General features: G+C 75.1%; 7 protein-coding genes. 1 reads left to right on the top strand and 6 read right to left on the bottom strand.

What is annotated here, in order from left to right; all coding sequences use genetic code 11:
* Positions 1–69: 69 nt before the first annotated feature.
* The 6 genes from ACWPXV_RS00035 to ACWPXV_RS00010 all read right to left on the bottom strand — a co-directional run bounded on the left by ACWPXV_RS00035 (position 70) and on the right by ACWPXV_RS00010 (position 12,335).
* Entirely contained in the window at positions 70–819 is a 750-nt protein-coding gene (locus ACWPXV_RS00035) for an eCIS core domain-containing protein (protein ID WP_454083294.1), read from the bottom strand.
* 109 nt (positions 820–928) lie between these two features.
* The gene (locus ACWPXV_RS00030) at positions 929–2,956 is read right to left on the bottom strand and encodes an ATP-binding protein (protein ID WP_454083293.1); all 2,028 of its coding nucleotides are present in this window, start codon (positions 2,954–2,956) and stop codon (positions 929–931) included.
* Positions 2,904–3,632: a DUF4255 domain-containing protein gene (locus ACWPXV_RS00025; protein ID WP_454083292.1), complete on the bottom strand. Its 729-nt coding sequence runs from the start codon at positions 3,630–3,632 to the stop codon at positions 2,904–2,906. Before ACWPXV_RS00025 ends, ACWPXV_RS00030 begins: the two co-directional genes overlap by 53 nt.
* Before the next feature lie 3 nt (positions 3,633–3,635).
* Positions 3,636–9,959, bottom strand: a complete 6,324-nt coding sequence (locus tag ACWPXV_RS00020; RefSeq protein WP_454083291.1) for a hypothetical protein — start codon at positions 9,957–9,959, stop codon at positions 3,636–3,638.
* A gap of 139 nt (positions 9,960–10,098) precedes the next feature.
* Positions 10,099–11,625 carry a DUF222 domain-containing protein gene (locus ACWPXV_RS00015; protein WP_454083290.1) on the bottom strand — a complete coding sequence of 509 codons (1,527 nt, stop codon included), beginning with the start codon at positions 11,623–11,625 and terminating at the stop codon, positions 10,099–10,101.
* Positions 11,626–11,711: 86 nt separating this feature from the next.
* Entirely contained in the window at positions 11,712–12,335 is a 624-nt protein-coding gene (locus ACWPXV_RS00010; RefSeq protein WP_454083625.1) for a LuxR C-terminal-related transcriptional regulator, read from the bottom strand.
* Between the two features lie 165 nt (positions 12,336–12,500).
* On the opposite strand from ACWPXV_RS00010, the gene ACWPXV_RS00005 reads away from it, so the two are divergent.
* On the top strand, positions 12,501–13,738 hold a 1,238-nt coding region (locus ACWPXV_RS00005), incomplete at its 3' end, for a COG1470 family protein (protein ID WP_454083289.1).

The raw sequence follows: 13,738 nt of genomic DNA, 5'->3' as shown, positions 1-13,738 counted from the left end.
CCCGTAGTCCGCCGGGCCGCCGTCGCGGGTAGGCCGGGCTGCACGAAGGGGCACGCCCGGAGGGCCGGGTCAGCCCGGGGCGGCGCCCGGCACCTCCTCCTCGACCTCGTCACGCTGGACGAACGCGCCCTGGAGCTCCTCCTCGTCGTCCTGCCGCTGGACGAAGGCGCCCTGGAGCTCCTCCTCGTCCTCCTGCCGCTCGACGAAGGCGCCCTGGAGCTCCTCCTCGTCCTCCTGCCGCTGGACCGGCGCTGGCGCCGGTCCCGACATGACGGCCTCGGCCGTGGACGCCGCCTCGCGCTCGAAACGGTCACCCGGGTCGGACACCCGCACGCCCGTGCCGGTGTCGCTTCCGTCGACAGGTCCGGTCCGCTGCTGCACCACATGGGTGAGCTCGTGGGCGAGCATGGTGCGTCCCGCCGTCGAGGACGGGTCGTAGCGCTGGAAGACGACGTCGGAACCCACCGTGTAGGCGTGGGCGCCGACGGCGCGGGCCGAGTCGCTCGCGGCGCCCCCGCTGTGGACGCGCACGTCGGTGAAGTCGGCGCCCAGGCGGGCCTCCATGTCCGTCCGCACGTCGGGCTCCAGCGCCTGCCCGCCGCCGGAGCCGACGACGTCGAGGACCGGGGACCGCTCCTGGAGCACCTCCCCGGTGGCCTCGTTCCCCACCAGCCGCTGCAGCCCGAGCAGGCCCTCAGCCCCGAGGACATCCGGGCGGTGGGCGGCCGCGGCGCGCAGCAGGTGGGGCTCCGGTGCAGCCGGCCGGGAGGTCCGCGTCGATGGTTCCCCGGCCGGGTCCCGCTGGTCGTGCTCGCGCATCGTCACCCCTCGGTTCGGCTGCATCCACGGTCCCAGCGGGCGCCGAGCCGGTGAAGGTGTCCGCGGTCCGTCCCAAGGGGAAGGGGCACGTGCCCGAACGGGCGCCCGCTCACCGCACGAGGGACCAGTACCCGCCGAACTCGCTGGGCACGGTGAGTCGCCCGAGCTTGCGGTACTCGCGCTGCACGGCGGTGACGACGTGGGCCATCGTCACCGTGCCGCCGTCGTCGGCCGCGAAGTACGCCGCGGTGACGGCGGCGGACCGGATCGCGCCCCCGGCCAGCTCGAAGGCGGCGGCGCAGAAGCCCAGGTCCAGGTCCGCCGCCCGGGGCAGCGCAGCGCCCAGGCACCGGTCCCACAGCCGCTGCCGCTGGGCGACGTCGGGCACGGGGAAGTCGACGACGACGTCGAGCCGGCGGGTGAAGGCGTCGTCGATGTTGGCGCGCAGGTTGGTGGCGAGGACGGCGAGGCCGTCGAAGCTCTCCAGGCGCTGGAGGAGGTAAGCGCTCTCGATGTTGGCGTAGCGGTCGTGCGCGTCCTTGACCTCCGAGCGCTTGCCGAAGACGGCGTCGGCCTCGTCGAAGAGGAGGACGGCGTTGACGCCCTGCGCGGCGGCGAAGATCCGCTCGAGGTTCTTCTCCGTCTCCCCCACGTACTTGTCGACGACGGTGGCCAGGTCGACGACGTACAGGTCCAGTCCCAGGTCCTGGGCGACGACCTCCGCCGACATCGTCTTGCCCGTGCCGGAGTCCCCCGCGAAGAGGGCGACGACGCCGCGCCCGCGAGCGCCACCGGGGCGCATCCGCCACTCGCCGAGGACCTGCTCGCGGTGCCGGGCACGCAGCGCGATCTCCTGCAGGCCGGTGAGCGCGGGCTCGGGCAGCACGAGGTCGGCCCAGCCCACCGCGGGCCGCACCCGGCGGGCCAGCCGCTCCAGGGCCGTGCCGTTCTCGGCGCGCGCGCCGGCGAGCAGGTGCTCCACCCCGACGCTGCGCTCCCCGGCCAGGCGCGCCTGCACCCGCGCGGCGTGGGCGGCCCGCACCACCTGCTCGGGCCGCAGGCGCAGCTGGGAGGTGGCGGCCACCTGCTCCGGACCCACGCCGTCGGCGGCGAGCTCGGTCAGCCACAGCGCGCTGCGCTCGCCGACGGTGCTCTCGGGGACGTCGACGAGGAGCGGGACGTCGGCCGACCACGCCGGGTCCCAGCTGCGGTCCCCGACGAGCAGCACGGGGGCCTCCCCCGCGGTGAGGACGTCGAGCACGCCCGCCGGGGGCGTCTCGACCGGTCCGGCGACGAGCCCGGCGCCGCGCAGCCGGGCCTCGCGCAGCACGAGGCGGGCGAGCTCGACCGGCTCGGGCTGGGCCGCGAGCGCCGCGAGGTCGACGTGGACGACGCCGTGCCCGCTCGCGCGCAGCGCGCGCACGGCCAGGGCGCGCCCGGACCCGGTAGCCGGCTCACGGAGGTAGGCCAGCCGCGTGCCCTCCTCCAGGGCGCGGGCGAGCGGCACGGGGTCGCCCCACGCGACGTCCGGCAGTGCGCGCAGGAGCGGCGCGACGGCGGGGTCCGGCGTGTCGTCACCCAGGAGGTGCCCGACGACGCGGTCGGGCACCCGCAGCGCGCGCCCGGTGAAGGCGCGTTCTCCGTCCTCGACGGTGAGCAGGCGCGCCGTCGTCAGCGGGCCGTGGAGGAGGCGGGCCCGGACCTCCGCCGCGGCGAGCGGCACCCCGCACAGCGCAAGGGCCACCTCGACGCTGGGCCGCCGCCGGGTGACGTCGTCGTTGAGGTAGCCGTAGAGCGCCTCGAAGCGGACGTCGAGGTCCCCGGTGAGGGCGACGAGGAGCAGCTCCTCGTCCAGCGGCGTGAGGCCGAAGTGGCGGGTGAGCTCGCGCAGCCGCACCCGCTCGCCGCGCGCCTCGGCGGCGTCCGCCAGCGCCTCGGCGGCGGCGAGGCCTCGCGCGTCGGTGGGCGGGCGGGGGGCGGCCGGCCCGGACTCGAGCAGCCGGGTGACCATCTCCTCGCTGAAGTAGAGCCCGCGGAACGGGTCGTCGGGCTGCGGGTCGGTGGCGCGGCGCTCGGCGACGAGGTCACGCACCCGCTGCTCGACGACGCCGAGCCGGGCCAGGAGGTGGGCGATCACGTGGGCTTCTTCCTCGGCTTGCGCGTGCGAGGGGCGGGGCCGGCGGGCGCCGGGGCTTGCGCTCCTCGGGGCGAGCCCGCCGCCCGCCGGCGCGCTCCTGCGCCGGGCCGCGCATGTCGGAGATGCTGACGACGGTCGGGTCGGCGACCGGCGGGCCGACCGGGAGGTCGGCCCCGGAGCTGAAGGGGGCGGTGAGGACGACGTCGATCGAGGGCTTCAGCTGGCCGCCGAGGGAGGACCAGACGTCGGCGAAGCCGCGGTCCTCCGGCGGCGGCAGGCCGACGGTCAGCGGCACGCGCAGGCCCTCGAGGTCGCTGCCAAGCATCTCCGGAGGAAGGATCTCGACGGCGAGCAGCGCACCGAGCAGCGCGTCGAGCAGCCGGTGCTCGTCCTCGGGCCGTGCCGTCCACGCCGTCACGAGGTAGGAGAGCTTGAACAGCCGCGGCGCGGGCACCCGGCCCGTCACCGTCCCGTCGGCACCGGCGCGGGGAGCCCAGCCGCGCTCCCGCCAGCGGGTGTCCTCGCGCAGGTCGTAGAGGTAGAGGTTGACGGTGGGGGCGTTGCGGCGCGCGGCCCAGTCCGTCGTCGGGGCGTCGAGGACGACCTCGACGTCGGAGCCGTCGAGCGCGCGTGTGCGCACGAGCTCGCGCAGGGCCTCGTCGATCTCACGGATCACGGTTCACCCCCGGGTGAGGAAGTCGGGCGGGGCGGAGGTCTCGGGGACGACGAGCATCGCCGGGGCGGCCACGTCGCCGAAGCCGGGACCGGACTCCCAGGTGGCGGTCGCGACCCGCTCGCCGAGCAGGTCACCGGGCAGGACGAGCAGCGGCGAGCGGACCGTGCCGTCCGGGCCGACGGTCACCGGCCGCACCCACGGCGTCAGGCCCGGCGCCCACGACAGCGTCAGCCGCGCGCCCGGCGGGAAGTCGGTGCCGTACGCGAGGGTCGCCTCCCCCGGCTCCCCCACGGACGGCAGCAGCCGCAGCGCGGGCTGCAGGACGGTGAGCTCGGCGGCGTCGGTGTCGTTGGCGGGGGTCAGGTCGAGCGCCGTCGTCGTCGCCCTCGAACCGGTGACGGCGGGTGCCGGCCCGGTGACGGCGACGGTGCGGCTCGCTCCCGGCGCGAGCGTCCCGAGCGCGCACGGCGCCGCGGCGAGGCAGGCGTCGGGGCCACCGGCCGTGACGGCGTCGGGGTGGGCGAGCGCGAGGCTCACCCCGGTGGCCGGGCCTGCCGCGTCGTTGGTGACGACGAGCCGTGCGGCGACCGGGTCCCCGCCCACCCACGCGGTCGGCTGCCCCAGCTCCACCCGCACCGCGACGTCGGCCACGAGCGTGACCCGCGGCGGGGCGACGACCTCGACGGCGGCCTGGGCGGTGTCATTCTCGCCCAGCGGGTCGATCATCCGGGAGGTGACGGTCGCGACGGTGACGTGGCTGCCCGCGACGGCGATCTCCAGGGGCACGGTGACGGTGTACGTGGCGCTCACGGGCAGCGCCTCCGGTGCCGCGCAGCTGAGCCCCGTGGCGGTGGCCGCACAGCCGGTGGGGACGCTGACGAGGTGCTCACCGCCGCCCGGCAGGGTGATGTCTAGGCGCACGCCCCAGGCCGGTGAGGGGCCGTGGTTGGTCGCGGTGACCGTCACGTCCACCTGCTCCCCCACGTCGACCTCGGTGTCGGAGGCGGTGGCGACCACGCCGAGGTCGGCCCAGGGCTGGTGGTCGAGGTCGGCGAAGCCGTGGCGCAGGCCCGGGACGACGTCCTCGCGCAGCACCACCGGCTCGCCGCCCGTGGCCGGGACGGAGAGGAGGGCGTCGGCCCCGTCGGCACCGGCGCCACGGCCGACGACGGCGATCGAGCTGCCGTCCAGCGACCAGTCCGGGTCTGCCGGGGTCCACGACTGGTCGCCGGGGCCCGCGACTCGCAGCGGCTCCGCGACGCGGTAGGCGCCGTCCTCCGGCTCGCCCGTGACCTCGACGGTGTACAGCGCCTCCCAGGAGAAGTCGCCCTCGAAGGCGACGAAGGCCAGCCGCGTGCCGTCCGGGGACCACGCGGGCATCCACCCGGTCAACGACTGGTCGCAGGACCCGGACGGACCGGGGCACGCCTCCTGCACGACGACGACGGGGCTGGCCTCCTCGCCGTCGACGTCGACCACCCACAGCTGCCCGCCGGCCTCGACGGCGAGCCGTTCGCCGTCCGGCGACCACGTCGGGGCGGTGACGCCGCCCGGCAGCCCGGCGTCGAGCAGCCGGACGTCGCCGGTGGCGAGGTCGACGAGCGCGAGGCTGCTGCCCTCGCCGAAGGACCGGACGAAGGCGAGGCGGGTGCCGTCGGGCGACCACGCCGGCTCCTCGTCGCTCGCCTCCGGGTCCCGCTCGTAGTCGAGCGGGGTCACGTCGACGAGGCCGGTCTCGCCAGCCTGTGTCGTGCCGACCATGAGGCGCTGGCGCCCGTCGAGGACGTACGACTCGCCTCCGGTGCCGTCGCTGACGAGCTCACGGTCGGCGGCGAAGGTCAGGCGCCGCCCGTCCGGGGAGTAGCTCGGGTGGGTCTCGTGGGCACGGTGCTCCTGCCCGAGCGGGTCGGTGGGCCGCTCGTCAGCGAGGACCCGGAACTCCTCGCCGTCCGCCCAGAACACGTCGGCGAGGTCGGAGGGCAGCTCACTGCCGAGGTCAGGGACGTAGCCGAAGGCGAGGCGCGGCTCGACGCCCGTGCCCGGGACGCGGTCCTCGACGACGACGGCGGTGCTCGCCGTGTCGTTGCCGGGCACCGGGTCGAGGGTGCTCCCCGTGACGGTGCCGGTCACCTCGTGCTCCCCCGGCTCGTCCAGGACCACGGTGAAGGTGAGCTCGAGGTCCGCCCCCGGCGCGAGGGGCCCCGCCTCCGTGCACGTCGCGGAGGCGCCCGAGACCGAGCAGCCGGCAGGCGCGTCGACGACGCGCTGCCCGGGCGGCAGGGTGAAGGTCACGGTCAGCCCCCACGCCGGCGAGGGGCCGGCACTGGTGACGACGGCCGTCATCTCGGCGGGCGTCCCCGCGACGACGGAGCCGGCCGCTGGGCGCAGGGTGATCCCGACGTCGCTCCACGGCTGGTAGGCCGGGTCGCCGTAGCCGCCGGAGGCGTCCTCGCCCCACTCGTCCACGCGGACCTCGGGCGTGCCGCCGCCCGCCGGGACGGCGTAGAGGGCCGGCCACTGCTCACCGGCGACCCGGCCGACGAAGGCGATCTCGGTGCCGTCCGGCGACCAGGCCGGGTGCCAGGCCGCCTCGAGCGTCCCCGGTGGCTGCTCGCCCTCGGCGTCGGCCGGGCGGCCCGCGAGCACGCGGCTGGCGTCGACGGCGTAGAAGCCGTCGACGGGCTCGGGCGCGATGTCGTGGACGACGACCGCCGAGTACTCCGGGGCGTCACCGAAGACGGTGCCGTCCCCGGCGGCGACCTGCGCGCCGTCGGGTGACCACGCCGGTGCCACGGCCGCCACCGGCTCGACGCACTCGACCGGCGCAGCCGAGCAGCCCGCGGCCGGCGTGCCGGCGGGGTACCAGCTGCCGTCGTCGAGGTGGACGACCCACAGCTCCTCGTTCTCGGTGCGGTACCCGTCGACCGCGATCACGAGCCGCTGCCCGTCCGGTGCCCAGCTCGGGTCGGCGGCGCCGGAACCGACATCCTCGGGGAGCGCGAGCTCCCGGGTGGCGCCCGTGTCGACGTCGAGCACGAGCACGCGTGGGTTGATGCCGTACAGGCTGTCCTGACGAGTGAAGGCGATCTGCGTCCCGTCCGGCGACCACACGGGTGCGAGGTCGCTCTGCCCCGGCTCGGTCACGTAGCCGAGCAGCCGCAGGTCGGTGACGGGCGGGTCTCCCGCGGGGACCGGCTCGGCGGCGAGGTCCCCCACGGCCAGGCGCAGGTCGGCGGAGACGGCGCCGTCGACGACCTGCGCGGCGCTGAGAGCGAGCCGGGTGCCGTCCGGGGAGTAGGCCGGGTGGCGCTCCTCGAGGTGGACCAGCTGCCCGCCGTCGGTCGTGACCGCCCGGTGGACGAGGAGCCGCGCGTGCTCGGCGCCCTGCGCGGGGACGTCGGCGAGGTCGGCGCTGTCGTCCCCACCGGCCCGGTCCGCCCAGCGGGTGAAGGCGAGGTGCGGCTCGAGCACGGGCGGCGGCGGCGCCTCCACCTCAAGGGTGACGACGGCGGCGTCGTTGCCCGGCTCGGGGTCGACCGACGCGGTCGACGCCGCGGCGCGGACCGGGTGGCCGCCCGGGGCCAAGGCCCGCAGCTCCACCGGCAGCGTCACTGTCTCCCCGGCCGGCAGCGTGCCCGGGACGACGCACGTGAGTCCTGTGGCGTCCGGCGTGCACTGCGCCGGCCACCCCTCCAGCGCGGCCTCACCTGTGGCCACAGCGGGCAGCTCGACGACGACCTCCACGTCCCACGCGGGCGAGGGTCCGAGGTTGGTCACGGTCGCCGTCACGGTGGCGGGCTGTCCCGTGTCGACCGGCGACGTCACGGCCAGCTCGACACCGACGTCCGCCCACGGCTGGTAGACCGGGTCGCCAGCGTCCGGGGCGACGCCGGGGAGCTCGCGCAGGAGGGTCAAGGACCCTCCGCCGGCAGGCACCGACAGGAGCTGACCCAGGCCGCTCAACCCCTCGCCGACGACGGTGACCGAGCTCCCGTCCAGCGCCCACGTCGGCTCGCGGAGCAGGGGGTAGTCCTCGGGGTCCGGCTGCGAGATGAGCTGGGGCGGTGGGACGACGTAGACCTGCTCCTCCCCCATCGCGGTGAGGTCTCCACCGATCGTGACGGTGGACAGGCCGTCGACAGCTTCCCCTACGGGTGCCGTGTAGGCGATGCGGGCACCGTCGGGCGCCCACGCCGAGTCGCCGCTGGCGACGGGCGCGAAACAGCTCTCCGGCCCTCCCGTGCACCCGGGCTGCTCCACCATGACGTCGTAGGCCGCGCCGTCGTCGGCGTGGACGACGGTGAGCCGCTGAGGTCGGAACTCGTCGAGGGCGGGACTGGTGACGATCAGGCGCGTGCTGTCCGGGGACCACGAGACGTCGGTGGCGGGCACCTCCCAGTCCTGGACTGTGCCGGACTCGAGATGGAGGACGGCGAGCGTGGTCGTCCCGTCGCCCTCGCGGCGCAGGTAGGCGATGCGGGTACGGTCGGGCGACCACGACGGCCGGGTGGCGGAGACACCGGCCTCGTCGGTCGGTGCCAGCACCTCGACGTTGCGCGCGCCCGCCGGTCCGACGTCCGCGACGAAGAGTGTCGGCTCGTCCGGCAGCTCACCGTCGTCCAGCTCGTGGCGCTCGCTGCTGAGGACGAGTCGGCGCCCGTCGGGGGAGTAGGAGGGGTCCTCCTCGACAGGGCGCGCCACGGTCTCGCCGTCGTCGACCACCTCGTCGACGAGGATGCGGAAGTCCGAGGCATCGGCGGCGAGGACGTCGGCGACGTCGGCCCGGCGGTCGTCCGCCGTGCTGTGCCGGTAGGAGAAGGCGAGGCGCGGCTCGGTGCCGATGGCCGGCGGGAAGGGCGCGTCGAGCGCCACCGTGGCGACGTTGTCCGTGGTGGCGGGGTCGGGCGTGAGGGCGTCGACACGGACGTCGGTGCGGTAGCCGCCCGGCTCCGGGACGGCGACGGTGACCGCGAGCTCGACCGTCTCCCCCGCGGCCAGCGGCTCGTCGAGGGTGCAGGTGAGGTACCCGCCGTCGCCGCTGCACCCCGGTGGCCAGCCGACCGCGGTCTCCATGCTCTCCGGGCCGCCGGGGAGCTCGTACTCCACGCTGACGCCCCAGGCGGTCGACGGCCCGGGGTTGGTGACGGTGGTGGTCAGCTCGACGAGCTCTCCCAGCCCGATGCCGGTCGTCCGGGAGGACTCGAGGGTCACCGCGAGGTTGCTCCAGGGCTGGTGGTCCGGGCCCGTGAGGTCGATCCAGGCGCCTGGCCCGACCACGGTGCGGTAGCCACCGCCGGCAACGGGGATCGCGAACAGGCCGAGTCCGGCCGGGTCCTTGCCGGTCGGCTCCTCGAAGGCTGCCACGGTCACCTCGGTGCCGTCCGGTGACCAGGAGGGGTCGCGGAGGTTCGCGAGCGCTCCGGCACCGTCCGGCGGCTCGTAGAGCGGGACCGGTGCGACCACGACGGGGGCGTCCGGCGTGCCGGTGGGCTCCTCGAGGACGGCGGTGACGAGTGCGCCGCTCCCGGCGTCGACGTAGGTGACCTGCGTGCCGTCGGGCGACCACGCCGGCCCTTGCCCGACGAGCGGCTCCAGCCCGTCCTCGGTCTCCTCCACCAGGGGGCGCAGCGCCCCCACCTCCTCGCCGAGGAGCCAGAGCTCACCGACGTCCCCCTCGAGCGGAGCGACGAAGAGGATGCCGGCAGCGTCGGGTGACCACGCCGGTGACACCGCCACGACGTCACCGGCGCCCACCGCCTCGAGCGGGTCGGTCACGGTGCCGGTCTCCAGGTCGAGGACGCGTAGCCCCGGGCCCCCGTCCTCCAGGTCCGTTCGCGTGAAGACGATCCGGTCCCCCTCCGGGGACCAGTCCGGCTCGCTCTCGGCGATCCCCGGCTCCCATCCCGTGTCGAGCGGCTCCGCCTCGGCGAAGGGGTCGGCTGCCGGGTCACCGGAGGTGAGGTCGGCGACGTGGAGACGGCTGCCTGCCTCGGGCTCGTCCCCGGCCGCCGCGGTGAGGACGACGCGGGTGCCGTCAGGTGAGTAGGAGGGGTGGGTGTCGCCAAGAGGGCCGTCATCGGCGGTGGAGGTGTCGACCAGTCGGCGCGGCGCACCGCCCGCCGCGGGCACGTCCCACACGTCAGCGGCCGAGTCGGCCGAGGCAGCGCTCGTCTCACCGGCGAACACGAGCCGCGGCTGTTCCGCGGTTGGTGGGAAGAGCCGGGTGGCGACGCCGGACGCTGGGGAGGCGAGGGGCAGAGCGGCGGGCGCGAGCAGGCTCCCCACCACCCCGAGCCCGGCGGCCGAGGCCACCACTGCGCGTCTCACCTCAGAGCCTCCACGCGTCCACGGTGTCAGCGGCCGCCAGCGCGGTCAGCGGGCCGCGGACAGCACTTCGGGCAGTCCCCGCCGCACGAAGGGGCACCGCCCCGACTCTGGCGGTGGGCAGACCTGTCCCCTGGGGTTTCTAGGTCTGTTCGTGCTTGGCGGTGATGAGCTGGCCGTGGCGGGTGTAGAAGTACCAGCGGCCGGCGGCGCGGACGATGGTGATGCCGTAGGCGTGGACCCAGTCGTGGTGGTGCCAGCACAGCAGGATGCCGTGTTCCACGCAGGTCGCTCCGCCGTCGCGGTACCACTGGATGGAGTGGTGGATCTCCCCGGCCCCGGGTGGCTGGTCGCAGTCGGGGTACTGGCACTTCTTGTCCCGGGCGACGATCGCCCGGACCATGTGGGCCGGGAAGATCCGCTGCTCACGCCCGACGTCCAGGACCGTAGAGTCCGGTCCGAACACCACCCGCGAGAGCGAGGACTCGCACACCAGCCGAGCGAGCATGGCCGGCGGGACCGGTGTGCCGTCCTCCAGGGTCGCCGGCTTGATGCCGGTCATCGCGCGGGGGTCGATGGCGGTGGAGATGACGTGGGTGTCACCCGGCTGCCAGGCGTCCATCCAGGCCTGCGCCTCCGGCGACAGCTGGAAGGGGTCACCGTCGGGCCGGCTGGGGTCGCGGGGGCCGCCTGGTGCGGTGAACAGTGCCTCTTCCCAGAAGCCGAGCTCGCCGCCAGGCTCGTGCTCCCGCCCGCTCGCGGTGACCGGCGGCTTCGGGGATCCCGTGGCCCCAGCCAGGGCGCGCAGGGTCTCGATGTCAGCGGTGACGGTCACGTGGGGCCGGATGCGGGCGCCCTTGCCCTGCTCACCGGCATCCAGTGACTGCCGGGCCAGCGACGTCAGTGCCGCGGCCCGCCGCTGGGCCGGGGTGCGCTCATCGCCCTTGGCCTTACGGCCCATGTGGGCACGTAGCACGGTGTCGACGGTCTGGCCGGACAGCTCGTCGAGCCACCCGTTGAGGTGGTACCCGTCCATGGTCCGCGAGAGCGTGAGCTGCTCCTTGGCGCCGTCCTCCCGCCAGGCACGGTCGGCGGCCTCGGGGTCGGCGGCGATCGCCCAGTGGCTCACGAGCTTGGCGAAGGACCCGGCGTCCATCGCCTGGGCCTGGTCGACCAGGAAGGCCTCACCGGCCTGGTCGTCGGACAGCTGGATCCGCAGCCGGTTCGTCGTGATCGCCCCGCGCACCAGGACACCGACGTGCTCCTCGCTGATCCGCCCCTGCGCCAGCGCCGCCCGCGACAGGGGCAGCAGGTCACGCAGCGCGCGGGCGTGACGCACCTGCCGCGACGCGCTCTGAACAGTGGCATCGGTCTGGGTGCGCAGCCACGCGGCGAAGGTCCGCTGACCGTCCAGCGCCCACAACCCGTTTGCCTCGATGGTCGCCAGCTGCGCCGAACGGACCCCGCCCAGCCGCCGCTCGATCTGCTCCACCAGCCCCAGCGCTTCCTGCAGGCGGTGACCGTCGACCTCGTGCCAGCTCATCGACTCCAGCCGCGTCAGGCACGCCAGGATCGTGTCCAGCTCACCCACCGCATCGACCGCCACCACCCCGGTGGCCGGCCCGCGCCCGGAGGCGGGACCCGCGCCGTCGACCATCTCCTCGGTCACGGTCCCCACCCCCTCACACCCTCGATGTGCTGCTGGTCACATCGTCTCAGGGGGGTCTGACATTCGACGCCGCGGCTGCGGCACGCTCAGATGAGACCCTCCCGCAGGGCGTAGGCGACGGCGTGGGAGCGGTTGCGCAGCTGCAGCCGGCTCGTCACGTCGTGCAGCACGTTCTTCACGGTGCGCTCGGAGTAGGAGAGCTGTCGGGCGACCTCCCCCGTGTCGTAACCGTCCGCGATGAGGCGCAGCACCTCGATCTCACGGGCCGCCAGGCCGGTGAAGGAGAGCCCTCGGGGCTCGAGGACCTGCCGCTGCAGCTTGCCCACCTGGTCCATGAGCCGGCCCAGCAGGTCGGGCGGGACGGTGCCGTCGCCGGTCGCGGCGGCACGGATGACCGCGACGAGCCGGTCCGACGTCGCCTCGCTGCGCCGCACCAGCCCGACCACGCCCGCCTCGATCGCCGTGACGAGGTCATTGTCCTCGAGCTGCCCGACGACGAGCACGGTGCGGGTGAAGCCCTTGCGCTGCACGGCGCGCAGCATCCGCAGCGTGTCGCCGTCGAGGTTGTCGCTGATGACGACGGCGACGAGCGCGTCGTCGTCCTCGTCGCGCCCCACGATCCGCACCTCCGGACGCGGCCGCAGCTGGCTCACCACCCCCGCCTCGGAGATCGGGTCGCGGGCGCTGACCCAGACCGGCACTCGTTCCATCATCGTGTCCTCCTCCACCCCAGCACGGCAGCACCGCCGCGTGCGGAACACTCTCCGCCTGAGGACTCTTCGTGCACTCAACGCGGACTCAACGGGCAGAACCGCTGCCCCGCGAGCCGCCGTTTCGCCCTCCGACGCGCGTCACCGCAGTCCTACCGTCTGACCATGACCACGACTGCGCGCCTGGAGCGCCCCTCCGTCCAGCTGACGGCGGGCACGGTGGAGCAGGTGCCCCTCCAGATCCGCAACGACGGCGAGATCGTCGAGGGCTACCGGATCGAGGTGCTCGGCGTGCCGGGGGCGTGGACCTCCGTCGAACCCGCCGAGATCACCGGGCTGTTCCCCGGCGCGGAGACGACGGCGACCATCTCCTTCGCACCGCCGCGGTCGGCGTCCGTCCCCGCCGGCCAGCTGAGCTTCGGCGTGCGGGTGGTGCCGACCGAGCACCCCGAGCAGACGGTCGTGCCCGAGGGCATGGTCGAGGTCCTGCCCTTCCTCGAGACCACCGCCGAGCTCGTCCCCCGCACCTCCAGGGGCCGGCGCGGGGCCACCCACCACGTGGCGGTCGACAACCGCGGCAACGTCCCGGTCACCGTCCGCCTCGACGCCCCCGACCAGGACGCGCTCAAGGTCGAGGCCCGGCCCCCGGCGCTCACGGTGCCCCCGGGTGAGGCGGCCTTCGCCGATCTCCGGGTGGTCCCGCGCAGCCGCATCTGGCGCGGGGCCTCCGTCACGCATCCCTTCACCCTCACCGTCCACACCGAGGAGACGACACCGGTCACGCTCGAGGGCACGCACCTGCAGGAGGCGGTCCTGCCGCCCTGGTTCTTCAAGGCGCTGCTCGCCCTCCTGGCCCTGCTGCTCCTCCTTGCCGCGCTGTGGTTCCTCGTCCTGCGCCCCACGATCGAGTCGACGGCGCAGCGGGCCGTCGAGGAGGAGGTCGCCCAGGCGAACGAGGCCGCCCAGGAGGCCGCCGTCGCGGCGCAGCAGGCCGGTGAGGAGGCCGCGCAGGCGTCCAACGCCGCGCAGGCCGCGCAGAGCTCGGCGGGCGAGGCCGGCACCGCCGCCGTCGAGGCGAACGAGCTCGTGGGCTCGGCCACCCTGGAGGACCTCGTCGTGCCGGTCGCCGACCGGTTCCAGGTCGACACCGCACCGGGGACGACCCTCTCGCCGGAGCCCTTCGTCGTCCCCGACGAGGGCACGGTCCGGCTCACCGACTTCGTGCTGAGCAACCCGCAGGGCGACTTCGGGCGGATCGAGCTGACCCTGGACGGGCGCACGCTCCTCGACCTCGCGCTGGAGAACTTCCGCAGCGTCGACTACCACTTCCAGGAGCCGATCGTCGCCGGGGAGGGCGCCGAGCTGACGATGACGGTGCGCTGCGACGAGGTGGGCGTCCCGCC

It is taken from the genome of Georgenia sp. Marseille-Q6866, assembly GCF_965111665.1.
This window is presented reverse-complemented; position numbering and strand designations above follow the sequence as displayed.

What these genes read in the sequence shown, in the direction of transcription:
- ACWPXV_RS00035 (WP_454083294.1), bottom strand. Translation starts at nt 819, where the DNA reads ATGCGCGAGCACGACCAGCGGGACCCGGCCGGGGAACCATCGACGCGG.
- ACWPXV_RS00010 (WP_454083625.1), bottom strand. Translation starts at nt 12,335, where the DNA reads ATGGAACGAGTGCCGGTCTGGGTCAGCGCCCGCGACCCGATCTCCGAG.